The organism is Paenibacillus sp. FSL H8-0034 (assembly GCF_038000305.1).
Classification (GTDB): domain Bacteria; phylum Bacillota; class Bacilli; order Paenibacillales; family NBRC-103111; genus Paenibacillus_S.
The window spans coordinates 4,870,343-4,896,036 of sequence record NZ_JBBOBS010000001.1; the positions used below are offsets into that span (position 1 = coordinate 4,870,343).

The window sequence follows — 25,694 nt, forward strand, 5'->3', positions numbered from 1 at the left end:
GATTGCTTTTATGTTGGTTTATTAGCGGCAATGGGATAGTACAGCCATGCATCACCTGTCCAGCTTGTATGTATATGATACCAATCACCTTTTTTTTCAAATGCTCGCACGATTTGGGGTGACAGTGCACCCAGACTTCTTGCTGCTAAGGTTGTCGGCAATTCGGACAAGGCCGTAGTCACAGAGAGTTGAATCGTTTGGTCGACTGCTCTAAGCTTGTTATCATCCGTGCCTGCCACTTTTCCATAATGGTTATCAAGTGGAGAATTCGTTGTGTTGGCGGGAATCCACAAATCTCCATACCAGGTCTTAATTTTGTACATAAAATTCCCTACATCAAGCACCTCCACAGATTGCGGATTAATCGAATACCCGGTACTCGTATCGGTATAGGCATCATTGTACAGCAAGGTTCGATTCGTCACCGTCACGGTTGCTTGTTTGTTGGGTTGGTGGATATTATTGGACCATTCGCTATAACGAACAATCGGTCGAACAGCGTGAACCCATTTTTCTCCGAGCCAGGTTTGTGCCAGATACCACGTCCATCCGGCGTTCTCTTCATCAATCTTTTCCTTCAATACGGTTAGCGTTTGCGGTTCCAGATAAGAAACAGGTTCACGGTTAAACGGCTGCCAATCATCATAAATGGGAGTCGTTTGTCTCAACTCAATAGTGAATGTTTTCGGGGTATAGGCCATATAATGCCACTCACCTGCCGCCATCCCCCCCGTAATTCTGTCCACAATAGCGTCCGCAATCGCTTGATAACCAGCATCATTGGGATGCAGGATATCGAACATGAGCAGGTGCTGCGGCATGGCTTTTCTGCCAAAAATTAAATTCGGGATGTCTAGAACATCGACACGATCACTATATCCTTTAAAGCTATTATAAATCTCCCATAATTGATCGGAGTACAACTGAGCGTTTTCTATCGGCGATACCAGTATAGCATCGGCAGGATTTTTAGATAACAACGTATTTGGTGTCCGAAGCAAAATGTTTCCTTTGGTTTCGGCTAATATGCGATCAATTGCAATCTTGAGATCGGCTTTAATTTGCATGGGATTGGTCGCACCGGTTGTCGAACTCCGGCGTATGTCATTAATCCCATAAGAAATGATATATAAATCGGCGTTGTCTATGATCACCTTACTTAGCGAATTATCATTGGCCGCTTTGTCATTCACGAAGTTATGCAGTGTATTACCGTTGGTGCCGCGATTAAGAATCGTTGTCCCCTGAAGCGCGCCTCCTGTAACCGCATATTGCTCGGCAATACGCTTATACATGGCGGGAGCAGTTTCCGTGGTGCTGTCGCCAACAAAATCAATGACTTTGCCAGATTTGGAGCTGCCATAAAATTGTTTAATGCTGGTGTTCGTATCATTGGATGCAAACGATGTTAAAGGCATCATAATGGCAGAGAATATGATGCAGAATTGGGTCAGTATGAGGTATTTCTTGTTCAAACCAATCATTTCCTTTCCTAATCAAAAAATCATTGCCCTATACATATTAACCAAAAAGTTCGTGCAAGAAAAGCAATGCAGGCGCTTTATGTAAAAAAACCGCGCTTAGCGCGGAATTTGTAACCATTTTGTGAAAATTGCCACTAATGAGCAGCTTCTAGTGAAGAGCAGGCTCTTTTTTACCTTTTCTCGTCCTTACCTCTTCGTCTTCAGGCTGCTCTTTTTTCACATCATTGGAAGTCCGTAAAGGAATTTCTTTCAAGAAGAGGACAAGAAGGAAAGCCAAAACCAATAGGGCTGTACCAAACAAAAATACGACGGTCAACGAATCACTAAGCACGGATCGCAGCATAGCGATCATCTGTGTAAACAGAGGCTGAACATCTGCAGGCAATGTATTATGCAGCTCTTTGAGTTTCGGTTGATCCAGCAGCATTTGTGGATTCAAGAAACCGGATAGCTGTGAAGCTACAGCAGGGTCCAGCTTGGTTAAATCGACCCCTTGTCCCGAAGTCATCGCGGCCTTTAATTTATTTTTTAATGTGGTATTCATAACCGTACCCATCACTGCAATACCAATGGTTCCACCCAAATTCCGGAACAATGTCGCTGTCGCTGTCGCCACACCAAGATCTGAGGGCGAGACGGCATTTTGTACAGTTAAGGTAAACACCGGCATCGCTATACCTAATCCTATTCCGAATATAAGCATACTGAAAACCGCCATCGTAATACTGTTCATGAAAGCCATCATAACCATACCTGCAACCAGAAAAGGCATACCTATGATCGCATACCGTTTATATTTGCCTGATTTGGATATCCATCGTCCAGATAACGTGCTAAGCACGATCATACTTATGGACATGGGCATATTGACAAAACCGGAATTTGTCGGCGAAACCCCTTTGACTCCTTGTACGAAAAAGGGTAAGTAAATCATTGCACCCATCATGCCTGCATTCATAAGGAATCCAATGCTATTGGAAATCGTCACGATGGAGTTTTTGAACAGTCCGAGCGGCATAACCGGACTTTTTGCTTTTCGTTCAATCAGGAGCAAAATGACTAAACAAACTACAGCCGCTGAAAGAAGACCGAGGATTTGTGGCGAGCTCCAGGCATATTTGGACCCTGCCCACGAAAATCCGAGCAGCAATGCGACTATGGCCAAAGATAAAAATATCGAGCCCATGTAATCGATCGATTCTGTTTCAACTCGGGCCGTTTTGGGAAACATGAACCAAATCATGACAAAAGCCACCAAACCGAGCGGGAGGAAAATCCAGAATACCCACTTCCAAGCCATATGATCGATCATAAAACCGCCGAGCGTAGGACCCAGCACACTCGAAAACCCAAATATGGCCATCATAACACCTGTCCATTTGGCTCGTTCTCGTGGAGCAAACAGATCACCTACAGCCGTTACGGTAGCGGACATTAATATACCGCCGCCAATACCCTGAATCCCCCTGTAAGTAATCAAATGAAAAATCGTCGATGCTGTACCGGAAAGAAATGCGCCGATAATAAAAAATACGATACCCGTTAGCAAGAACGGTTTACGTCCGTAAATGTCGGACAGCTTGCCCACAAGCACAGTAGCTATTGTAGAGGTGAGCATGTAGATCGTAATAACCCAGGTATAATACTCTATCCCCCCCAGAATCGCAATAATCCGCGGCATCGCAGTACCAACAATAGTCTGATTAATAGCTGCAAAAAACATCGCTGCCATTAAGGCTATCATAATTGTCACTTTCTTACTTGACGTTAGTTCCTCCATCAGCTTCACCTCACAACTTTTTCAAGTATCATTCCCCCTCGGAAGTTAAATTAAACGATATAAAAATGAAAAAAGGAGCCTCTCAGCCCCTTATCAAAATGTATTAAAAATATTATCGCACGTTTCAGAGGTCGGCTGGTAAAAGCAATGCTTTTTGAACCTGGCTACCAAAGGCTGATTGTACCATTCATCAGGACAATCGCCCTCAGGCCTGAAATACCATAAACTGAACTTGGCTGGCCACAGTCTTTCTCCGTCTACAGATCTTTTCGCTAACCTCACATCTCTTTCTCTTGCTTTTTGATAAAAATAACCATGCTGTGTAGCTTCAAATGCATGCGGCTGATATATCATTTGCGGAATCGTCCGAAGACCCTTAAAGTCGGAGCAGTTAGCTCGAATTCGGTTAATTCCTACATTTCCAACCATCAGCATGCCTTGTTCTCCTTCTCCCTCCGCTTCAGCCCTAAGCAGCCTTGCCAATAAGTTAATGTCCTGATCTCGGGCTTTTACAACTGCCATAACATCACCCCACTATTTATGTATCGTGAAGGTGGTGAGTTTAGACCTGTGGGACAATTTCTGTATTTTTTATTTTTTCGAGTATAGAACTGCCCGGGCTACTTACTGCTTGTTCGTATTCCATGATCCTGTATACACAGCGTTTTCCCCCTGATAATAAATGCTCCACACGTTCGACACGTAAATGAGGTCCCAGCAAAGTTTGGAATAAATTCAACTCATTCTTGCATAATCCTGTGCAGGCAGCGGCAGCTTCACAAATGGGACAATGCTTCTCAATTAAAAAGAGAATACCCTCGCCTTGATCCATAACCTCAGCCATATAGCCTTCCTTTGTTCGAATATCAGCCAGTTTCTCCAGCTTCTCCCTTAACCCTGATTCGTTAACAAGCTGTTGTTGATATTGCAGCTGTGTATGGTTATTGCGGACAGCCAGCAGCTTGTCCAACCCATCTTCTCCGAAGGCCTCTCTCATGGATTGGATCAGACTGATTGACAGCTCCGAGTATCCGCTTGGAAAAAACCGATTAGCCTCGGGTGTAAGTCGCCACAGCTTTGCTGGCCGGCCCATGGGACGGGCTTCTTCTTCGTTAGTAACGAGACCTTCTTCTTGCAGGGCATTTAAATGCTGACGAATAGCCATCCCGGACAGCGAAAATTCCGAGGCAAGTGCCATGACGTCCATCGCTCCCTGCTGCTTGAGAAGATCAATGATCCCTTTCCGAGTTCGAGTTGAAGTATCCTTATTCGTTTCGTTCCGCCTCATTGGGGCACCACCTTCTTATGAACTGGCTCTGTGCTATTTCCTACATTTTAAATAAAAATGTTGACAAAGTCAAAACCAAACTGTAGCTTATACTTTATAAATAAATATGTTTACTAAGTATCCGGATACCGTGTTTACATAGAAAAATTTACTTGGAGGTCACATCTCATGTCTAATCATCAAAGCATTTTCAGCCCACGTTACTTTGCTCTATCGATTGGAATTATTTTGTCAGTGATGGCGGTAGGATTCGAAGGCTTGGCTGTCACTACAATTGCCCCATCCATCGCAGGTGATTTGAACGGCATTCATCTGTTTGGTTGGATATTTAGTACGTATCTGCTGGCCCAGATTATTGGCACCTTGGTTGTCGGTCGTATTATAGATAGAAAAGGTCCGGCAGCCCCTTTTACATACGCACTTATATTGTTTATCGTGGGGCTGATTGTGGCCGCGACTGCAAGCGATATGGTTATCATGATATTGGCGCGCGCGATGCAGGGTCTCGGCGCGGGAGCTATGATGACCTGCGTATACACGGCTATTTCATTAAGCTACCCCGATGAATTGCGTGCCAAAATACTCGGAGCGTTCGGTACTGCCTATGTTCTTCCTTCCATGCTGGGTCCTTATGTCGCCGGTGTTATTGCAGAGCAGTGGTCTTGGCGGTTTGTGTTCTGGGGCATATTGCCGATCCTGATTGTATCTGCACTGCTTAGCCTTCCGGCTTTTAGAAAATTAAAGGCACAGGCTTCTCAAGAGGGGAATGGTGCTGCCGCTACATGGATGGCTATCTTTTTAACTTTGGGAACAGGAATTTTCTTATTTGGTCTTGGCAAGCTGCCGAATATAACGGGGATTATCTCAAGCATCGTTGGTTTAGCAATCATGGCATATCCACTTCGCAAGCTGCTGCCGCAGGGGACTCTCGTATTCAGAAAGGGTATGCCCGCTATTATGGCAACACGGGGGCTGTTCTTCGCAGCCTATGTCAGCACACAGAATTTCCTGGTATTAGCTCTTATCGATGTGAAAGGCATTAGTCCAGCTCAAGCGGGATTGATTGTGGCCAGCGCCGCACTGAGCTGGTGCATCTTTGCTTATCTTCAAGGACGATGGGATTCTGCTGACCAGGGTCGTGGGCGTAATCGAAGAATTATGCTCGGTGTGCTGCTGCTTACAGCAGGTATTGCTATCGTGTTCTGGATTCCAACAGTAACGGTTACTTTTGCGGTAATCGGGCAAATCATCGCGGGAATTGGAATGGGATTATCACATCCGACTAGCGGGGCGGTGGCATTTGCTCATACAGGTGAGGAAGGCGCTGGCGAAACTTCGGCGAATCTGCAATTTGCCGATTCTTTTACACCGGGAGTGGTCATCGGTATCGGTGGTGCTATCCTTGTAGTCAGTCAGGCTGCAGGCATGACGATGCAATCCGGTTTAGTTGTAACGATGGGTTTTAATATCGTGTTAATCGTCATGAGCTTGTTCGCGAGTACTCGGATTAAGTCTGAAAGGCGAACAATTTCGAAAAACGGTTAGCTGTACAAATGGCGATGCCAAATAAAGCCCCAATTCCACTTTTATTAGTGGTTTTGGAGCTGCTTTTTATTGCTGAACAACCAATTTGATTATACTACTGTGTATAATAGCCTCCGATTCAGGTGCAAGCGGCGCAGGTAAACCGAAATAATAAATATAATCAACGGCCTCATATCCGCCCTCGGATAATTGAGCAGCTGTGGGTACGTACCCGATCATTCCATTGGTGTAGCCTACGGGAAGCACCGTATCCCCGAAGGAGGCTTTGATGAAGCGGCTGTACGCTCCGACCAGCTCTGCATTGCTTGTTAGCAGTACTAGCCCTTCAGCCAATTGTAAATAATCAAGCTCCAGTTCTACATAACGTTGCTGATAACGCTGATCCATTAACAGCAGTTGACTCCACTTTTCCACGATTTCTGCATCTGGCATTAACTGTTTGATGGGATTAGCATCCGCTGTAGAACGATCCGAATCCTCATGTCCCCCATCAACAGACGGATTAGAAAAAGCTTGTTGATGAACTGCCGCCGACTCTGCTGCAGACACCCCTGCCCAATTCAGCAGATCACCCAGAGCAGGTGGATCTTGTAAGGGGAGCTGCACCTTGATCGACCTCGAAGCCAATATCCCTGCTTCCAGTCTCTTCATCGGCTGCTGCACAATAGCGAGCACCTCGTCGGCTATCACTCTCCCTATCCTGCATACTTCCTCGTCACCACCGCGATAAAATTCACCGTCCCGGACAAGCGCAGGGCGAACATCAGCGCAGCAGCCTTGCAAGTACGCCGATATGGCTCCGTTGCCAAGCTTTTCTTCAATCAGCCCCATCGCAACCCCTGGAAATTCGGATGAAATCACATTTTCTCCAGTTGTCGTTGGATGACATGCATAATGTACCAGAATCCCCTTGGTCCTTCCCCCCGAAGCGGACAGTCGAATAACGATCACATCCGGATCAACAGGTCCCTCAAGGTTAGGAGCCATACGGACCGTTCCATCTACCATTTTACGGCGATGAACGGATAAGTCGCACCGTCCTATCCCCCGTTCCACCGTCACAGTCTCCAATTCCAGCACAGCTTGATCCACACCACCCAGAATACAATCCTCCAGATAGCTGATATATTCGATATCCGGCTTGCCGAGGGAAGGGGTATACATCACACTGGTTTGTGGTCCCGAATGATTATGTGTAGCGTGGAACATGATTTGTGATTCCAGTAATCCAAAGCGTTCCCAAAGCTTGCCCCTGAGTCCTTCCATTCGTTCTGAGCCCCACCAAAGCAGATCGGCCGATACGATCAGAGCCTTGCCCATCTGCCCCTGCTGGAAGTACAATATTCTGGCGTTCAAAGGCCTGATGACGGATTCATAATTACCTTGCCTATGTGCAAATCCAGCAAGAGCCAGCGGTTTCTGCGGGGTAATATCCACCTTGGCGCAGCCAAGCATCAGCTCTTTGTTATGCGTCTCTTGTCCCGTTCCCTCTTTTCGGTTAGACAATGATGTCCCCTCCCCATACAGCATGCAATTATTGCTCAGCAAGCAGTTCAATCGTTAGCAATACATTCCGTAAAATATGATAAGGGTCCTTGACCGGAAGGGCTACCATCTTCTGAACCGGCTGACCGCTCCGATCACGAATTTGGATCCACTCGCCAATCCCGGCATCTGGATGGGGGAAGGTTCGGAATACATAATCGTGCAGCTGTTCATATTTGGCGTAAAAATGCGGCTCTCCAGTTTGCTTGTAAGCAAGAAGCAGCGCATACAATGCCTCCGAATGCGGCCACCATATTTTCATATCCCAGGTGTCACCTACTAATTGCTCGTATCTGCCGCCGGTCCTGCGTCCACGCACTTCGCCGCCTTCTCGGTCGACGTAACGCAGCAGCCCTCCATGCTCCGGGTCCCAGCCCAATTCAAAAGCTTGTTCAATAACGGCAGCTGCTTGATCCACACGCTGTTGATTGCCAATTTTTAACGCTTCATTCATAACAAACCACATCGATTCCAAGGAATGCCCTGGTGTCACGTGCCGGGTGAGCAGTGTATCTGTATCCCCCTCATCCATTGGGAGCATCTCTCTAATGATTCCACTGCCTGAATAGAACCGATCCATGATCGTGTTCATATAAGATTCAGCCTCAGCCCGAACCGCTTGTGCTTCTGGGTGAGAGAACGAATCAAGTGCATCGGCAAGCTCCTGCGCGACATTCAACATGATCATCGGGACAGAGTGCGCCTCATACCCAACAGGCACCGGATAGGGTTCGCTTCTCACATCCCCTTGCGCAAGCCGCTCTATAATACGGCGATACAATCGTAATGCATCCTGCAGCACCCCGGCATCTTTGGAGCCGTGAGCGAATTTGGCAAAGCCAAGCACGACAAAACAATCTGCATAAAAGCTGATGTCATATCCCAAACCGGGAATAGCTTCCTTCATCCCGCCAACTTCCGTCAATACATAAGCACAGTTTCCATTATCAAGAAATACGTGACTCCTTAGAAAATCAACAGTTTTACGAGCATTACGCATGCAAAATTCAGCGTCACCAGTGAGCAGCTTGTTATCGATCATCGATGCCGTCTGGGCAAGGATCCAAATAAAGCGACCCTGAGACCATGTGTACTTATCGGTGCTCACCAATTGTGTTCCTTCATTATTAAAGCATGTGTAGACACCGCCTCGCTCCAGGTCGATCGCCTTCAACCAAAAGGGCAATAGAACCTGTTCGGCATGCTCTTGATAAAACGATAATAAATGTTTCATGATTCACCCCCTGAATAGGTTTGGCCTTTATTTCCCACCGGTCATACTTATGCTTTGAATGATGTGTCGACGCAGGAAAATGAATACGATTAAAATCGGAATAACCGAAATGAGTGAGCCCGCTGACATCACTGTCATGTCAATCGAGAAGGACGATTGGAACATAGCCAGACCCAATTCCATTGTAAAGAGCGACTTGTCGCCAACGACGAGCAGCGGCCATACGAACGCATTCCAAGCTTCGATAAAAGCAAAAATTCCTAAAGCACTCATCGGTGCGACCAGTAAAGGCATCACAATTTGAAAAAAAGTGCGCCATTCATTCGCTCCGTCCACCTTTGCAGATTCCAGAATTTCATCGGGAATTTGCTGAATGACATTTTGTCGCATAAAGAAGATACCGAAGCTCATTACCAGATAGGGCAATACCAACCCGCTAAATTTATTAAGCATATCCAATTTCTGGATTTGCATATAGAGAGGAATCATGTAAATTTCAAAAGGAATGATTGCAGTGGCCAAAAATATCGAAAAGATAAAGGTCAAACCAAAATACTTGAACTTCGCAAATATAAATCCGGCTATAACGGATGTGAACACAATTGCAACCGCTGAAAACACGGCCATTCGCAAGCTGTTATAGAAGTACAGATGGAAGGGAGCCATTTCAAATACCGCGGCAAAATTATCGAAATTAAACTGGTGCGGTATGAAAGACGGTGGCCATATGGTCAATTCAGGAGGTGTTTTGAACGCTGTAGATATCATCCAAAGGAAAGGAATAACCATAATAAGCGCTCCCAGAGTGAGAAATAGCATCATCAAGGCAGTCATGATCTGATTTCTGCGTTTCATCGTTTTGCCCCCTTCCGTGAGGTCGTATTATCCTTGGCGAGCCATAGCTGCGCCAATGTCAGGACAAGCACAATCAGGAACAGCACAACTGCTTCAGCTGAAGCATAACCCATTTTATAGTAGCGGAATGCATTTTCGATCATGTCATAGACCAGTACACGAACGACATAACCAGGTGAACCTTGGATGTCAGAAGCCAGGATGTAAATTTGGCTGAAGACGTTATAACCGTGGATTAAAGTAATAATCGATACAAATACCGTAATCGGCTTCAGGAGCGGAAGTGTGATATAACGGAACCCCTTTACCCCGGTCGCCCCGTCAAGGGCAGCCGCTTCGTAATATTCCTTGGAAATTCCGGTCATCCCGACAAGGAAAATGATCATGTTATACCCTATCGTTTTCCACACTGTCATCATAATGACAGAGACAACAGCCAGAACGGGATCAAACAGCCACGCCTGCGGGGGCACACCGAAGAAGGACAGAAAGTAATTGAACAAGCCGTGTTGGGAATCCAGCATCCATTTCCAGGTAACCGCCACCGGAACCATCGGCGTGATCACAGGCAGGAAGTAAAGCGCTTCATACCATGCTTTGAAGCGAACCCCTTTATGAAGCATACTCGCAATAATCAGTGAGCCCGGAACCGCGAATATGAGGATGCCGAAAGCAATGATCGTCGTATTTTTAAGAGCCATCAGAAACGGTTCGCTTTGGAATAAAGTTACAAAATTATCCAGTCCAACGAATGGCTTATTCGTGGATATAAGGTCCCATTCAAATAAACTGATGTACATGGTTTTCACAATCGGGATAAATCGTAGATAGGCATACAAGGCGATGATCGGCGCCAGCCCAATGATACAAAACCAGTGGCTGGAATTGAGTCGAAATTTCTTTTTCACGTGTGGTTGCATTCCTGCCATCCCCTTTCCCTTTCCTTTCCGGTGAAACCTCAAGCAGGCTTACAATAATGAAGCGCTCTCCTCGTCCAGATAAATACGGCAGGATGCAGCCTTACGCAGCGCTGTTGCGGGGTAGCGTATATCAACCGGTCCATACAATGTTTCCTGAACAGCCTTGCTTTTGCGTTCACCAGGAACTGTGCAAAAGATCGAGGATGCAGATAGAATGGTTGGTATGGTCAGCGTAATTGCTTCAACCGGGACATTGTCCAGAGCGTCAAAGCAGCCATCGTTGACCTGCTGCACTCTGCTCGTTTCGTCCAGCATCACGGATTTGACTCTTAACGGATCATTGAAATCAGCAACATGTGGATCGTTAAATGCGATATGCCCGTTTTCTCCGATTCCGATGCAGGCGATATCTATTGAATGGGAGGCCAGCAATTCAGAATATCTTGTGCATTCGTCTTTTGGATCATTTAAACCATTAATGACATTAAATTGTTTGGGCTTGCGGGAATTGAACAGCTTTTCCTTTAGAAACAAAGAGAAGCTTTGCGGTGCATCGGCAGGTAAACCCACATATTCATCCAGATGAAAGCAGACTACCCGCTCCCACGGGATGCTTTCGTCCTCCTGAAGTGCGTCAAGGAACTCATTTTGCGATGGCGCAGAGGCGAACACGACAGCAATACTTGATTTTTGTTCCAGCAGCTCTTTCATTTTTGCTGCAACATCCGTTGCTACAGCTTTACCCATATCTAAACGTGATGTATAACGCAGTACAGTTAGTTGATTCATGGTCGTTGCTTCCATTCCTACACTTCCTATTCTATTTATTATGCAGCTGTCTGACCGACGCTCTTTCAATGAGCTTTTGCTCGAATGTAATATGTTGAAACCCGGAAGTACGCCTCTGCAGGATGCGATCGAATAAGGTCCATGCCAACGCTTTACCTGCCTCATAGGTAGGTATCGATACGGTCGTCAGAGGGAAGGTGTTCACTTCAATATCATCGAAGCCGATGATCGAGAGATCCTCCGGCACTTTCATACCAGCTTCCATGACCGCTTTGATCACTCCAATGGCAATCACATCATCAAAGCATATAACTGCCGTAGGTCGATCCGGCATAGCCGCAATCTGTTTGCCGACCGCCATGCCATCTGCTATACCGTTGGCGTTTTGAAACACGTACCTTTCATCCGCTTCGATACCATGGCTTTTTAAGGTATCGATAAACGCAGAATAACGTAATTTGGCGGCTTTTGAGGTTTTGGGGCCACGCACAAAACAAATTCGGGTATGTCCCATCGAAAGCAGATGCTCCGTTACCTGTCGCCCTCCATCATAATCATCAAAATCATACGTATCGCAGGACAACCCCTGGATTTTGCCAAGCAGTACAAAAGGTACGTTTTGTTCTTTGAGTTCAAAAAAATGATCGAAGGTAACTTCCTCCAGCAGCGGTGCAATAATCAAACCGTCCACTCTTTTGCGGACCATCGCTTGAATATGTTTGATTTCCGCTTGATGCTCCTCACCACTGCTGCACAAAAACACCGTGTAACCATGCTCGCCTGCAATCTCTTGAACGCCCTTGGTTATATGATTGTAGAAGGGGTTCGTTATATCTTTAATAATCAATCCAATGGACCCTGTCGATTTGGACGATAACCCTCTGGCAATTTCATTAGGAACGTAGCCAAGTTCTTCTGCTGCGGCCAATACCCTTCGGCGTGTTTTTTCGGAGAACCCGCTCTTGTTGTTCAAGGCTCCGGAAATCGTGCTTTTGGCTAACCCTGTAGCCTTCGCTATATCGGCGATCGTTACGTTCATAGTTGTGCCTCCAAAGACGAAAGCACTTTGCGTAAACCCTGAAGTGTTAGCATCGTCCCGTCCGCGGGCGTACCGCCGTCAGGAATGTAATGAGTTTCAATGGTGTACAGACCCTTATAACCGTCTTTTTCCAACGCGATAATTTGTTCTGCAAACGGAACCCGTCCGTCTCCTATCGGTACACAGCGAGGCGTACCATCCTGCTCCACTAGAGCGTCCTTCAAATGAACGTGTCCTGACACATCTTTAATATACTCATAACCTTCAGGATAAGCGGACTTTCCTCCATACGCCTCATTGCCCGGGTCCCAAAGCACTTGAAGTGCACGGGAATTCACTCCACGAACAAGGCGGCCTACTTCCCCGGCATATCCGCCGTTGCATGAAGGCTCATTCTCCAGAAGCAAGGTCACGTTCTCCTGCTCCGCTAGCGCAGCCGCTCTCTTCAGATGAAGGATAATGTCTGCTTCATAACGCAAGGGGTCCTGTTCGCGCCAAAATGAAAAAATGCGAATTCTTGTTGTGCCCAGTTGTTTGGCAATACGGATTGCTTGCAGCAGCTTTCGGTGATGCTCCTCAATGTCCTCTTCCTGCTGACCAAACGTGTCACCCGTTGAAACCTGGCGCTCCGGGTCCAGCGAGCATTTGAATACAGGGGAGGCTATCGCGGAAACAAACAGCCCCCGTCGTTCTACTTCTTGTCGTATATTTACCAATGCCTCGTCCGGTACATTCATAATATTACGCCCGTCCACTGATCTGATTTCCACATGCTTCAGTTGATTATCTACAATCCAATCGAGCGCTTCCTCCAAATGAGGAGACACCTCATCAGTTAATACACCCACACGATTCCATATCATACGGTTTTGAACCTCCATTTCTTCACAGGAACTAAACCGATTGTACGACCTTTCGGATTGCCTTTGCAATATCTTCCATGTCTTGTTCATTGCCTAACAAAACATTTTGCGCCAGCCACATCGCTTCCTTCTCACACGCCCGTTCAGCAATCGGGCAAGAATCTTGACGTGCCGTTCCTGTCAATTTGTAAATGGCCTCGGAAATCGCCCGGTTCTGGTTTAACGCGACATAACCTTCATGAACGGGAATGCCCTCCGCATTGAGTTTTTGGCAAAATTCACGTTTACTGAGCTTCTCGGCCAGCTCCTGATGCATTTTAAAAATATACAGGTGATAGGCGTGCCGCGTTATTTGCGGATCTGCATCCAGCGTACGAATACCATCAATATCTCGCAGCATTTCGTTCAACAGGCGCGCATTCTTTTCGCGAGTGACCATTTGCTGCTCCATTCTGCTAAGCTGACCGATAAGAATAGCCGCTTGAAATTCTGTCATGCGGAGATTCCAGCCTACGACCTCGTGCTGATACCATTCACCTTTACGAATACGTCCTGCGTTGATCAAAGACCAGGCCTTATCAGCCAATTCCTCGTTATTGGTTAGAATCATTCCGCCTTCACCGGAATTAATGTTCTTGGAGGACTGGAAGCTGAATGTGCCCAAATCGCCAATCGTCCCTACACCTGCACCCTTATAGCGGGCACCCGCCGCTTGCGCCGCATCCTCAAGGATTCGCAAACCGTGTTTATCGGCGATGGCTTTAAGCTTCGTCATATTAGCCACAGCCCCACCGATGTGAACCGGAATAATCGCTTTCGTCCTCGGAGTGATCAAGGCTTCCACTTTGTCAGGATCGATAAGCAAGGTGTTCGCCTCCACATCGGCGAATACCGGAATCGCACCGAACATCAGCGGTGCTGCAGCTGTAGCGTAAAATGTGTATGGAGGCACGATAACCTCATCCCCCGGCTCGACACCAGCAGCCTGAAGCGCTACCGTAATGGCTACGGTTCCATTCACAACCGTCACTGCATGCTTGGCATCATGAAGCTCGGCAAACAGCTTTTCGGCTTCGGGCAGCTTGTTGCGATTAGCCCCTCCCCATTGGCCGGAATGCAGGACCTCAAGCAGCAGCCTTTCCTCCAGATTGTCAAAAATCGGCCATTCCGGGAAAGCTTTCGTTCTGACAGGTGTTCCTCCGTTTATTGCTAATTGGGTCATTTTCGTTCGCTCCTTAAGAAATTCTCATGGGTACAAGAAGACTTCAGTAACAAATGCTATAGCTTGATTTCTTTACCGAGCCTCGCCGACTCGTAAATCGCAAGTATCAAATCAACCGGTTTTCTTGCTTCTTCTCCATTTACATGCGGCTCACGGTTATCGCGGATGGCCTGTATCATATCGTCAACGTAAAAGTAATGACCGGCTGTGGAAATTTGCGATGGATTACTGCTCGACGACAGACCCAATGTATCTTCATACTGCGGAGCTGGTTCATCAGTCCCCTTGAAAATCCATTGCTTGATACCCTCATCTCCAAACTCGATGGTGCCTTGATCTCCGTGCAGCTCAAATCTTGTTTCCTGGCCCGGATATACCGAGGTTGTGCCCTGGATGATGCCGAACGCACCACTTTTATATTTCAATGCTACAACAGCTGTGTCTTCTACCTCAATTTCCCTTGACAGCGCTGCCGAATACGCAAACACAGACTCCACATCACCCATCAGGTACTGGATGAGGTCCACACCGTGAACACCTTGGTTCATCAATGCCCCGCCCCCGTCAAGCTTCCAGGTTCCACGCCAACCGCCGCTCTTGTAATATTCGGGACTGCGGTAATATTTCAAATACGCATTGCCAAGCACCGGTCTGCCTATCTTGCCTTCCCGTATCGCCTTATGAGCATGCAGCATAGCCGGCATTAAGCGTCTTTGAAACACACAACCCAGCTTCACATCATGTTCACGACAAGCGTTAATCATGGCAGTCATACCATCAGCATGAATATCCAGCGGTTTCTCGCAAAGTACGTGTTTGCCTGCCTGCGCTGCAGCAATAGTCACCTCACTGTGTGCTCCGCTTGGCGTACATACACAGACAACATCAATGTCCGCAAGCTTCAGCAGCTCCTCATAATCGGTGAACAATTGAGGGGCCGAGCCCGCCTCTTCTGCCAATGCTTGAGCTCTATCCAGACTATTATCAGCAATGGCCACTAATTGTGCATCGGGATGTCGACGGATCGATTCGGCATGATGCCTTGCTATACTTCCTGCACCCACAATGGCGAATCTGATTGTATTGGGCATATTTTCACCTCATGTTGCAGCCTACCCGGTTTGATTAACCGGGTAAGTATGCTGTTTAGTTAATTTAATTTGCTTATTCAGCCAGATGACCAGCTTTTTTCAAAATGTCGTTCGTTTCTTTGGCTGCTTCATTCAGGAAAGCTTTCATCTTATCAGGATTATCCACGAATGACGGATCGGTGAAGCCCTTGGTCGCGATACGGTCTGCAAATTTGGTCAAAATTTCATCAAACTCGGCAATGGCCGGGTACATCTGTAATTCCTGTTTTGTAAAAAACGCTTTGTATTGCGGGTATTCCTTGTACAAATCATTCAGATCCAAATCGTCACGCGGTGGCAGCCAGCCACTCATTGCAACCATTTGCTTATGATTCTCAGGCTTAGTAACGAAGCGAATAAAATCCCATGCAGCGTCTGCTTTGGCTTTATCCGTACTGGAAACATAATAATTGATTAAGCTGATAACATTCGCTTTCAAAGGAGCCGCATCATAGTTCAAATCAGGTGCTTTTTTCTTGGTATCTGCGATCACATTGGATTCACGAATATAAAATGCTGCCGCTTTCGTCTGGAAGGCTTCCGTATCGTGCTTTACCTTCGGATCGTCTGTTTTAAACTTATGCACCATATCTACGTACAGCTTCAAGGTCTGATAGCCAGCTTCCGTGTTATAATCAGCCTTGAATTTGCCAGGCGATACTTCTTTAACGATACTGCCTCCGCGCTGTGCTAATATATTCCAGAACTTCTCCCCGGTACCGCTGCCCCCACCACTAAGACGAAGACTCATGCCCGCACGTTCGAGGTTCCCGGAAGCGTCACGTTTTGCCAGCTTTTGAGCATAATCCAGCAAGTTATCTACGGTTGGCGGTTCTGTAAGACCCGCTTCCTTCAACATATCTTTATTATAATAAATGGCACCGGAGCCCATGAAGGAAGGTACGCCATATGACTTGTCACCGACTACTGTCGTATCCACGATTAATTTTTGATGAATTCCCGAGTTATTTTGTTTCACCAGATCATCCGGAATGGTTTGCAGCATTTTGCCTTCAATGTAACGAAGCGCCAGGTTTGGATTCAATGGAAGAATATCTGCAGCACTTTTGGATGGCAGAGCCGCTGCTACTTTCTTTTCGTAATCGCGAAGCGGGAATGAAGAGATTTCGATCGAAACGTTGGGTTTTGTTTTTTTGTAGTCATCAGCCATTTTTTTGAAAAATGGGTCCAGTTCCGGCCATCCTGTCCAGATCGACAAGCTTACTGCCTTTCCGTCGGAGGCGCTTGTGCCAGGCTGAGCAGCTCCTCCAGTTGAAGTATTACTTGAGCTTGAACACGCGGACAGCATAGCTGTTAAAACCAACATACCTGCGAGACCACCAGAAACTAATTTTTTAGATGCCATCTACGACCACTCCTCTAAGTTATTGGTGTAACAACTTCACGGCACTTCCAGATACGATGAAACTAAGGAACCGAACACGGTGTACGCTGCTCATCTCAGCTCTGGATCACATCTCCTTTTCCTGAGTACATGATATATTGAGACGGTCAAATAATTTGAACCGGTTCAAATTTTGTTTAAAAAATAATGTTTCTTAAGTTGAATCTTTTATGTTAGTTATAATAACATTAAATATCGAAAAAATGCAATATATAATTTTATTTTAATATATAGATAACATATACATAACATATTGAGGTATATATATCGAGATGTTGTTGTGTTTGTTGTATGCATGGTTAATCATAATGACTTTCCAAAAAGTAAAATCAATCAGTAAGCGTTTACAAAATGAATTAAATAAAAAAGATCAACTCTATACAAAAAAATCTAATTGAAACAGCTTTTAAATTTGAACCGTTTCAATTAGAAATTATAGCTGTTATGTTGTTGTTCGTCAATAAGATGTTTTTACAAATTTATTATGACTTCGCAGCTGAATATACCGTTTCTCCGCGTTTGATAACTGTCAGCAAGCTGAGCTTGTCCTCGGCTTCATTCCAGGTAAATGTTAGGATATCCGCGAGTCCATTTGTTTGTACATCACCAAGGAGCGGTTCCCCTATTAGGCGTGCGGGGATCAACGTAGCTAACTTGAAAGCTGTCTGTAAATCAGATTGCGTAAACCGTTTAAAATTTTGCACGCATTCCGCGAGTGAGACCGCCGCTCCTGCTAGAACAAGTGGATTAGCCACAGTCTGCAAGCGTCCCGAAGGAAGTAATTCGACTTCTCCCCCTACATGCGTCTTATAAATTCCCGGCTGCATATAAGCTAGATGGACAGCATCACTGACAAGCACGATATGATTATTTTTGGCTCGCGCCATGACTTTGACCACAGACGGGTGCAAATGATGTCCATCGGAAATAATACTCGGTATCAAACGATCTTCAGCCAATTGAGACCAAATATAGTTTGGATGCCTCGGCAGGTGCGAATGAGCTGCATTTCCGAGATGAGTCGACATCCTTGCTCCTGCATCAACAGCTGCCGTAATTTCTTCATGGCTTGCCGCACAATGTCCGATACAGACCAAAATGCCTGCTTGGACAAGCTTGTTAATCATGGGAACAGCCCCACTGCGTTCCGGTGCCAAAGTAACCATACGAATGCGCCCGCCGGCAGCTTCCTGCCAAGCGCAGAATTCTTCCCAATCAGGATCCTTGACATGTTCAAGAGGATGAGCGCCTCGCGGTCCATCTTGCTCAGATAAATAAGGCCCTTCCAGATGGATGCCCAATATACAGCTGTCAATGAAAGGATCACGCTCACAAGCCAATCGAATCGCTGTCATGCTGCTATGAATTTGTTCAAATCTGGCCGTAATCACCGTGGGACAAAAAGCTGTCGTTCCGGATTTCAACACCTCTCTTGTCATGAGACCAATCGCTTCCACACGCTGCTCCAAATCGGCTTCAGCCATATTTAGATCATAGCCAGCAAAACCATTAATTTGTAAATCGATCAGCCCCGGTGCAATCCATAGTTCCTCCTTGGTGCCGTCCATCTCTTGTTTCTCAGCAGGAATAATACGATGAATGCGTTCGCCACTTGTCTGAACATAAACGTATTCGCCGGTCGTAACCAGCCTTCCATAAATTTCGCGGCCATTCGTTTCGATTGTAAACACTCCTTCATCCAGCCAATTTTAACTTCATCATACACAACATTGAGGTGCTGTGCCTATTCAAAAAAGATTATCGCCTTTAATCTTTAAGGTGTCAATTATCCATAATTCTAAATGTTGTCCATTTTGCTACAGTGGCCTTCTGGAATCATGATCCCGGATGATATGTCCCGGACTGAGCTCAATCTCAACAAAACCAGCCATATCATGTGGTTGGAATTCAATGCGCTTATTGCTGCCAATAACAACCATATTCCTGATGTCAGTCCCCTTCTCTGCGGGTAGTGAAAATACTTTTGAATACGCATACGTCTCTTTGAGCGTGGTGTGTATGGCATCGATCAGCTTATCATTTTTGGATTTTCCCATTAAATTCATGATGAGTGCTCCCTGGCTGGTAAGCTTTTGCTTAGTTAATTCGAAAAAATCTGTCGTTGTGAAATGAAACGGAGTTCCCTTTTTGGTAAACGCATCCAAAATTATATAATCCAACGTGTGGTTGTCTTCATGCTCAAGAAGCTGACGCCCATCTCCCACTGCAACATTATTGGGGAGGTATCCAAAAAACGATCTGCTTAACTCCACGACCTTCTCGTCAATTTCCGCTACTGAAAATCTCTTATTTGAAAAGTGACCCGCGATCGTCCCGATTCCATGTCCGATGACGAACACATTATTGAACAAAGGTTCATTAATATTCATTAAATGTATGATGGCCCTCGGGTATTCGAGCACGATACGTTGTGGATCATTTAAATCGATTGCACCTTGTACAGCATGATCTGAAAACTGTAAAAAACGAAATTTTCCTATCTCTCCGTATAACTGAGTAGACTCGTATACGGAAATTTCATGATTCATACTATGTTCCTTGGCTAATAAATGCAAGTTATCAATCTCCTTTAATGCATAGGTAGCAGTATCTCAAATAAGAGCATATGTACAGAAAATATTAAACCATATTAACACAGAATGCTTCCAAAAAAAATGCAGTGCAGATATTGATCTGCACCACATTTTGGTTTTGTAACTTTTAAAATTGACCTTCAGTGAAAACCTGGAAAGTAATACCAAACTTATCCACTACGCTTCCATATGCAGGGCTAAAATGGGTTTCTTGCAGCTCCATTATCACTTGGCCATCTTGCTTTAAGGCTTCATAAATCTTGCTTGATGTATTCTTGTCTTTGTTTACGATACAGATCGTAACTTGATTTCCTTGATGATGAGGTTGTCCAGGGAATGTATCCGACAACATAAGGTCGGTTTCGCCAACCTTTAACATGGCGTGTCCAACACGTTCTTTGAGCTCTGCCGGTATAGGAAAATCAGGATTATCCGGCATTTCCCCAAAAGATTGCATAAAAAGCAGCTTGGCATCCAATGCTTGCTCATAAAATTGAATAGCTTCCTTCGTATTACCATTCAATACTAGATAAGGGACTAATCGTGTTGTCATAAATAAACAGCTCCTTGGTCGTGAAATTTTTATGATGTTCAATAGAACGGTTACTGCTAACGGTTTTAGTCGTCGATCGCTTGAGAACTGGATGCCCAATAATCGAGAAAACCACCGGGTGGAGCAGGTGAATCCATCAGCCGCTGTGGTCCCCAAAAAAGATGCGGTTGTTTGCCTTCATCTCCGCTGTAGGTTCTATTCATGATGGATAAGCAAGTTCTATCCTAATATAACATGCATCTTATTACTGGGTTTCTTATCGATTGCGAAATTTTTTCGAGTGCTGGTATTTTTACTCCATACCAGCCAGAACAGCACAAAGAACCGGAAGTAAATAGGTTCCTTCCGGGTTAAAGCTCTTTGAACTTCAAACTTTCTTCCTTAAAAGTTTGGCAGGTTATCCAAATTGTTCGATTGCACGCCATCTGGCTCACTTCGTAAAATATCACGGCCATAGCGGTGGAACACGTCCACATGGGCAAGCGCTCCTGCCTTCGCCTCATTAACAGCAGTTACATAATCCAGTTCACGCCCTGCTGACGTCTGGATCGCGATAATATCGCCATCAGCATTTTTACGCACAGCTACGATGGACTCTTTACCATCAGTTGATTGGTTAGCTAATTGCTCCTGCGTCGCCTGCAATTCACCTTGCTGCCTGTACTCCTGATAAATTTGTTCATAATTGGGCTTGTTAGATTCTTCATTCATTCTGATCACCTCATCGGTTAGGATACGCCAAAGGTCAACCTTTTATTATAAATAAACCCTTATCCAATTAAATCTGGAAAAGGGTTTACGGATGTTCATCGTATTTTATTGGTGCCACCAGCCTTTATGATTCAATATGATTCTCGATTTTCAGCGACATTACCCTACAATTTGCAATGCCTTTTCCAAAGCACCTGTGGCGCCAAAGCCATCATGATAATCGATCTTCTTTCCTTTCTTTTCTGCAAGCTCCCGAACAGCCCACATGGAAGTGTGCTTGATCGCACCTTTCAAAATAATAATAACATCTGCTTTATTAATAATACGTAGAAAGTAGCTTTCTACTGAACCGCCGCCCGTTTTACCATTGTGATGCTCCACTATGACCCCGCGCTTCTCACCTATTTTTTTGAACGTATCCGTTTGGCTTCCTCCGATGATGGCAACTATTTTCATATCCGTTTCCCCATTTCATATAGTCATTCATATGTTCGCTGTCTAGCTATTATACTTATTTTAACTCAATATCATTAAATGTCAATCGGTATAGTAGGAATTAATAAAATGTTTAACCGCAACTGCCCGTTTACAACTTTTTATAAAATAATTCAAATAACCTGCTTCGAATAAATTCAACGTGGGTAATTATACTCAACTGGGGAAGATGCTCCAGAAAGTTATAGTTACATAACAAAAAAATAGATGGAGTGATGATGATGAAGTCTTTGAAAACGAAATTATCCATGTTAGTAGTTGCTGCCGCTTTAATGCTTCCGACAGTAGTTGGTGCCGCAGAGGCGACAACCGATCCGTTGTTGAACACGCCGAATGTGAGCAACACCCCTACAGCGGCGACTTCTCAGTCGATTGGTGAAACGAATATCAGAGGCATTTATGTACCTGGGATTTTCGTTTTTAACGCAGATACCCGAATTGCTTATGTTTTAAATGGTGTAGGACTTGTTGTGGTCGACAAATCGACTGCTCTGCCAATAGGCTCTTATTACATAAACTAACAGGCATCGATGTGGCAGTTGATACACTGTGTAAGCAACGCCTTTTATCCATACAACAATATACTCTGAAAAGATGACTCCTAAATCACTTTAGGGGTCATCTTTTCTATAAAACCTTTTGACGGTATCTATGAAACTTCAACGGTCGAAATATGCTATAATCCTAATATTAACCAGCAGATGGAGGTTGGATCATGAAAAAGATAATTCTCGGAATAACGATCGGCATGATGATAGGTTCCGTCACCACTGCCGTTGCTGCCACTCAAGGCGAGGTCACTGCTGTATTTGCCAATTTCATATTTAAAATCAATGGACAGGAAAAGAAGATGGACACGACTCCATTGGTTTATGATGGCACATCCTATTTGCCAGTGCGTGCCATAGCGGACTTGTTAGGTTATAACGTCAAATATACGACCGAGAGCAGGACGATTGCTCTGGACCAGCCGGCAGTCAAAAGCGAGCCCGTTGATACAGCCAAATGGGTGGCTTTGCGAGAATTAACGTTAGTTCCTGGTATTAAGGTAACCATCTCACCCGGTACCCCTCAAATTAATCTTGAGTATGGTAAACAAAATTTCATTTTTAACCTGCCAAATAGCACGGAAGATGAGAAAATTGCCATTAGCAATCCAGGCAATATCCAAATGCTTGTCAAAGATGGAACCACTTATTTGAATCGTAGTGACTTGGAAAGATTGGGATTACCACATTAAATGTTGATTTGAATGCGCCCAATCTATTGGGTGTTTTTTTGTTATTTTGACAACCTGTTAACCAATACCGAACTCTATCATGAAGAAACCTTGAAGGCATAAGCCCATCAAGGTTCCAAATCCATATTATGATTTCAATTTCACCAGTTGCAGCGCACATTTCATCGATTCCTTACGCAGCAGAATGCTTTTAGTAGGAGAATCCTCAACGAAAAATGAGTCGCATTTCATCAGGTTGTACAATGCAGCTTTTGCAGCTTCACAAGCCATGGCTTCACACTGCAGCATATACAGACAGATGCTGTAACAAACGTCTTCGTGCTTCTTCAATACCAATAAGCGTTCCTTGATTTCCACCACCAAAATCATTCCCGACGTATTTTTTTCATCTGCTTATGACTTATCCACCATTATAAAGGGTAAAGGATGATCCCGTTAGTACTATCTTTTTCTAGTACCCCCTTAAATCGCCGGGTGGCATTCCACTAACTCGTTATTTAAATCTAGGAATAAGTTAATTTTTTCTTAGCTGCTGCTTGCTTCCGAGCCATTTTTTGATTGAATAATAGCCGATACCTGCAGATACCAGCGCAGCCGCATAGTAAATCGCTATATTTTCCACATATCGTCCATGCTCCGTGCCGTCCGAACCATAATAATGATTACCCAGCGTACCTTCCAGCACAGCACCGCCAAATAGAAATGCGCATACCACTACCCCTGTAACCAGGTAGGGACGATGCTTGTTATTCAACAATACCTTCCCATTGTTTTCATTTCTGGCTGTAACGGCCATACGGAGCATGCCCCAGACACTACCGAGCGTAACCAGCAGCGGTACCAAGTAGGACATCATGCCATAATAGGTTAGACGAAGCGACTCTATATATTCCATTGAGCCTCCTCTTTGTAAATCGCTGTTCAAATTAATCAACTGACTGATATTGAGCAGCTTGATAGGAAATGAAATATTTTCAAAAAAACGATTGGCAGCCTGACTAAAAACCCAGGAGTCCGTTAATTTCATCACACCGAATGCAAAAAAATGCAAGGAAATCGCCTCTTTGATCAGACCGAACAATAGATATGGAAGCAATAGAAAAATGACGCTAAAGGCAGCCTGTGAGAAGAAACTGCCGCCAATGAAACCGAGCCACAAGGAAAAGCTGAACACCCCGCAAAGTATCAATAATTGGTGTAGATAATAGACCCAGAATACACCATCTGTCAAATAGTTATTCAGGATTGTCGTATGTATAACAATCAGCTGAAGCAGCAAGCCAAAGGTAGAAGCACCGATGATATGAACAATACCGAGCATCCATTTGGATACAAATATATGCTCCCGCTTCACAGGCATCGCATACATATATTCCAGACTTTGATTCGAACGACTGAAACCAACAAGGAAAGCCGGTAAACCTATGCATATCAGCAGCTGCAGCACCGAAACCGTATCCAGATCCGCGCTAAAATAATATTGGAATTTATAATTATTTAGGAGTGAACCTTCAAGATTTGCTACGACATTGTTGGCGTGACTGTACATTTGAAAGCCACTAAATGCAGCTACCAGCCATAAAGCCCAGAGTATGTATTTGGACTGCTTATAGTGCTGAAACCATAATCCTTTATGAAACATATCCATTCCCTCCCAGCCTGCTAATAAAAAGATCCTCGATCGTCACAGGAAGCTCCTCCAGCAGCAGTGGCTGATTATCCTGTAATAAACGTATCGTGTGGGCTGCATTGCTCTTAATCAGCAGGGTCGTCACACGTCCAACCTGCGACAGCACTTCCAAATGCTCCTTTTCGAATAAAGAGTGGGTCGATGCATCCGCGAATGCAACCTGCACTTTTTTGAAGGACTGCTTCACATCTTCTATGCTGATCACGGAGTCGATTCTGGTGTCTTTCATCATCATGACAACATCGGCTATTTTCTCAAGCTCCTGCAAATGGTGTGAGGAAATGATCAAGGCCAGCTGGCGTTCCGATACTTCCTCAACAAGCAGCTGCATCACCTGTTTTTTTACGATAACATCCAACCCGTTCGTCGGTTCATCCAGAATAATCAGCTTGGACTGGGTAGCAAGGGCCAATATGATAACCAACAATGCTTTCATTCCCTTGGAAAACGAACGTAGTGTCCGGTTTGTTGGCAGTTGGAAGCGGTCCAGCCATGTATAAAAAGCTTCCTGGTCAAATTGCTCGTACATGCTCACATGCAACCGAACGAGTTCCTTGACGCTGTAGCTATTCATCACATTCATCGAATCAGGCACATAATACATCGATTGTTTAATAAGTGGATAGGTGCTCAAATTTACACCCTCAAATAATACCTCACCCTGGTCAGGGTCCAAAATACCTGCCATGATCCGCAGCAGTGTCGTTTTACCGACTCCGTTCCGACCAATTAGTCCTGTAATAGATCCACTTGAGAGTTCAAAGTTAATATCTTCAAGGATCGTTTTGCCATCTATGGCTTTACTCAGATTCTGGACGGTTAACAAGTCCCTCGCCTCCCAATTCATTCATATAGCTGTCTATCCACTGCACCAGCATATCCCGGCTTACTCCAATGTAAGAGGACTCCACGACAAGCAGCTGTAACGATTGCCGAATTTCGTTAATCTTCTGTTCGTTCCCCTGTACGGGTAATACTTCTGTGACAAATGTACCCTTACCCCTTCGAGTCTCAATAATTTGCTGTCGTTCAAGCTCCTGATAAGCTTTACTTACCGTGTTCGGATTGACGATGAGCATAGAGGCAAGCTCTCGAACGGATAACAGCTTGTCATGGGGTCTGAGCACTTTTTTGAGGATTAGCTCTTTAATTTGTTGAACAATTTGCTCCCATATAGGGGTCGTGCTTCGCTCATCTATATGTATGTGCAAGGCTCTCTTCCTTTCTCTGCTGCAGCACACTCCAAAGAACTATGTGTACTACTACATGTAATACACTACATACAATAAACGCTTACCCCGCTTTTGTCAAC

At 45.0% G+C, this 25,694-nt stretch carries 27 protein-coding genes; 3 read left to right on the forward strand and 24 right to left on the reverse strand.

Features of this window, described 5'->3' with window-relative positions:
* Positions 1-8: 8 nt before the first annotated feature.
* From NST47_RS21920 to NST47_RS21935, 4 genes are all read right to left on the reverse strand, one after another.
* Complete coding sequence (locus tag NST47_RS21920; RefSeq protein ID WP_341157035.1) at positions 9-1,475, reverse strand: SGNH/GDSL hydrolase family protein; 1,467 nt, start codon at positions 1,473-1,475, stop codon at positions 9-11.
* A 157-nt stretch (positions 1,476-1,632) separates the two neighbouring features.
* Positions 1,633-3,264: an MDR family MFS transporter gene (locus tag NST47_RS21925; protein ID WP_341157036.1), complete on the reverse strand. Its 1,632-nt coding sequence runs from the start codon at positions 3,262-3,264 to the stop codon at positions 1,633-1,635.
* 93 nt (positions 3,265-3,357) lie between these two features.
* Positions 3,358-3,786 carry a cell wall hydrolase gene (locus NST47_RS21930; protein WP_341157037.1) on the reverse strand — a complete coding sequence of 143 codons (429 nt, stop codon included), beginning with the start codon at positions 3,784-3,786 and terminating at the stop codon, positions 3,358-3,360.
* A 40-nt stretch (positions 3,787-3,826) separates the two neighbouring features.
* Entirely contained in the window at positions 3,827-4,552 is a 726-nt protein-coding gene (locus NST47_RS21935; RefSeq protein ID WP_341157038.1) for a helix-turn-helix transcriptional regulator, read from the reverse strand.
* A gap of 168 nt (positions 4,553-4,720) precedes the next feature.
* Between NST47_RS21935 and NST47_RS21940 the strand changes: the two genes are divergently transcribed.
* On the forward strand, positions 4,721-6,097 hold the full coding sequence (locus NST47_RS21940) for an MFS transporter (RefSeq protein ID WP_341157039.1): 1,377 nt from the start codon (positions 4,721-4,723) through the stop codon (positions 6,095-6,097).
* Between the two features lie 66 nt (positions 6,098-6,163).
* On the opposite strand, the gene NST47_RS21945 is transcribed toward NST47_RS21940, so the two are convergent.
* From NST47_RS21945 to NST47_RS22020, 16 genes are all read right to left on the reverse strand, one after another.
* The gene (locus NST47_RS21945) at positions 6,164-7,603 is read right to left on the reverse strand and encodes a hypothetical protein (RefSeq protein WP_341157040.1); all 1,440 of its coding nucleotides are present in this window, start codon (positions 7,601-7,603) and stop codon (positions 6,164-6,166) included.
* Between the two features lie 28 nt (positions 7,604-7,631).
* Positions 7,632-8,876 (reverse strand): AGE family epimerase/isomerase, encoded by a 1,245-nt coding sequence (locus NST47_RS21950; protein WP_341157041.1) that lies wholly within the window; start codon positions 8,874-8,876, stop codon positions 7,632-7,634.
* A 27-nt stretch (positions 8,877-8,903) separates the two neighbouring features.
* Positions 8,904-9,731, reverse strand: a complete 828-nt coding sequence (locus NST47_RS21955) for a carbohydrate ABC transporter permease (protein ID WP_076228791.1) — start codon at positions 9,729-9,731, stop codon at positions 8,904-8,906.
* Positions 9,728-10,639: a carbohydrate ABC transporter permease gene (locus NST47_RS21960; protein ID WP_218638994.1), complete on the reverse strand. Its 912-nt coding sequence runs from the start codon at positions 10,637-10,639 to the stop codon at positions 9,728-9,730. Before NST47_RS21960 ends, NST47_RS21955 begins: the two co-directional genes overlap by 4 nt.
* A gap of 60 nt (positions 10,640-10,699) precedes the next feature.
* Positions 10,700-11,455: a glucosamine-6-phosphate deaminase gene (locus tag NST47_RS21965; protein ID WP_341157042.1), complete on the reverse strand. Its 756-nt coding sequence runs from the start codon at positions 11,453-11,455 to the stop codon at positions 10,700-10,702.
* Between the two features lie 16 nt (positions 11,456-11,471).
* A complete protein-coding gene (locus NST47_RS21970; protein WP_341157043.1) occupies positions 11,472-12,479 on the reverse strand; it encodes a LacI family DNA-binding transcriptional regulator in 1,008 nt (335 codons plus the stop codon).
* The gene (locus tag NST47_RS21975) at positions 12,476-13,342 is read right to left on the reverse strand and encodes a sugar phosphate isomerase/epimerase family protein (RefSeq protein WP_341157044.1); all 867 of its coding nucleotides are present in this window, start codon (positions 13,340-13,342) and stop codon (positions 12,476-12,478) included. The genes NST47_RS21970 and NST47_RS21975 overlap by 4 nt, the downstream gene beginning before the upstream one ends.
* A gap of 31 nt (positions 13,343-13,373) precedes the next feature.
* A complete protein-coding gene (locus tag NST47_RS21980; protein ID WP_341157045.1) occupies positions 13,374-14,564 on the reverse strand; it encodes a DegT/DnrJ/EryC1/StrS family aminotransferase in 1,191 nt (396 codons plus the stop codon).
* Positions 14,565-14,620: 56 nt separating this feature from the next.
* A complete protein-coding gene (locus tag NST47_RS21985; protein ID WP_341157046.1) occupies positions 14,621-15,655 on the reverse strand; it encodes a Gfo/Idh/MocA family protein in 1,035 nt (344 codons plus the stop codon).
* Between the two features lie 73 nt (positions 15,656-15,728).
* A complete protein-coding gene (locus NST47_RS21990; RefSeq protein ID WP_341157047.1) occupies positions 15,729-17,060 on the reverse strand; it encodes an extracellular solute-binding protein in 1,332 nt (443 codons plus the stop codon).
* 521 nt (positions 17,061-17,581) lie between these two features.
* Positions 17,582-18,790, reverse strand: a complete 1,209-nt coding sequence (locus NST47_RS21995) for an N-acetylglucosamine-6-phosphate deacetylase (RefSeq protein ID WP_341157048.1) — start codon at positions 18,788-18,790, stop codon at positions 17,582-17,584.
* A gap of 126 nt (positions 18,791-18,916) precedes the next feature.
* Complete coding sequence (locus NST47_RS22000; RefSeq protein ID WP_341159728.1) at positions 18,917-19,648, reverse strand: spermidine synthase; 732 nt, start codon at positions 19,646-19,648, stop codon at positions 18,917-18,919.
* 172 nt (positions 19,649-19,820) lie between these two features.
* Positions 19,821-20,246, reverse strand: coding sequence for a VOC family protein (locus NST47_RS22005; protein WP_341157049.1), 426 nt, complete (start codon positions 20,244-20,246; stop codon positions 19,821-19,823).
* 65 nt (positions 20,247-20,311) lie between these two features.
* Positions 20,312-20,449 carry a hypothetical protein gene (locus NST47_RS22010; RefSeq protein ID WP_341157050.1) on the reverse strand — a complete coding sequence of 46 codons (138 nt, stop codon included), beginning with the start codon at positions 20,447-20,449 and terminating at the stop codon, positions 20,312-20,314.
* Between the two features lie 178 nt (positions 20,450-20,627).
* Positions 20,628-20,957, reverse strand: coding sequence for a DUF3892 domain-containing protein (locus NST47_RS22015; protein WP_341157051.1), 330 nt, complete (start codon positions 20,955-20,957; stop codon positions 20,628-20,630).
* Between the two features lie 159 nt (positions 20,958-21,116).
* Positions 21,117-21,413: a DUF2325 domain-containing protein gene (locus NST47_RS22020; RefSeq protein ID WP_240417701.1), complete on the reverse strand. Its 297-nt coding sequence runs from the start codon at positions 21,411-21,413 to the stop codon at positions 21,117-21,119.
* Between the two features lie 269 nt (positions 21,414-21,682).
* Between NST47_RS22020 and NST47_RS22025 the strand changes: the two genes are divergently transcribed.
* Positions 21,683-21,973, forward strand: a complete 291-nt coding sequence (locus tag NST47_RS22025) for a hypothetical protein (protein ID WP_341157052.1) — start codon at positions 21,683-21,685, stop codon at positions 21,971-21,973.
* 194 nt (positions 21,974-22,167) lie between these two features.
* Positions 22,168-22,692: a stalk domain-containing protein gene (locus NST47_RS22030; RefSeq protein ID WP_341157053.1), complete on the forward strand. Its 525-nt coding sequence runs from the start codon at positions 22,168-22,170 to the stop codon at positions 22,690-22,692.
* A 126-nt stretch (positions 22,693-22,818) separates the two neighbouring features.
* Here NST47_RS22030 and NST47_RS22035 read toward each other — a convergent pair whose 3' ends face one another.
* The 4 genes from NST47_RS22035 to NST47_RS22050 form a co-directional block, all read right to left on the reverse strand.
* Positions 22,819-23,061: a hypothetical protein gene (locus NST47_RS22035; protein ID WP_341157054.1), complete on the reverse strand. Its 243-nt coding sequence runs from the start codon at positions 23,059-23,061 to the stop codon at positions 22,819-22,821.
* A 145-nt stretch (positions 23,062-23,206) separates the two neighbouring features.
* Complete coding sequence (locus NST47_RS22040) at positions 23,207-24,334, reverse strand: hypothetical protein (protein WP_341157055.1); 1,128 nt, start codon at positions 24,332-24,334, stop codon at positions 23,207-23,209.
* Complete coding sequence (locus NST47_RS22045; RefSeq protein WP_341157056.1) at positions 24,324-25,208, reverse strand: ABC transporter ATP-binding protein; 885 nt, start codon at positions 25,206-25,208, stop codon at positions 24,324-24,326. Before NST47_RS22045 ends, NST47_RS22040 begins: the two co-directional genes overlap by 11 nt.
* Positions 25,183-25,593 carry a GntR family transcriptional regulator gene (locus NST47_RS22050; RefSeq protein WP_341157057.1) on the reverse strand — a complete coding sequence of 137 codons (411 nt, stop codon included), beginning with the start codon at positions 25,591-25,593 and terminating at the stop codon, positions 25,183-25,185. The genes NST47_RS22045 and NST47_RS22050 overlap by 26 nt, the downstream gene beginning before the upstream one ends.
* Positions 25,594-25,694 lie beyond the last annotated feature (101 nt).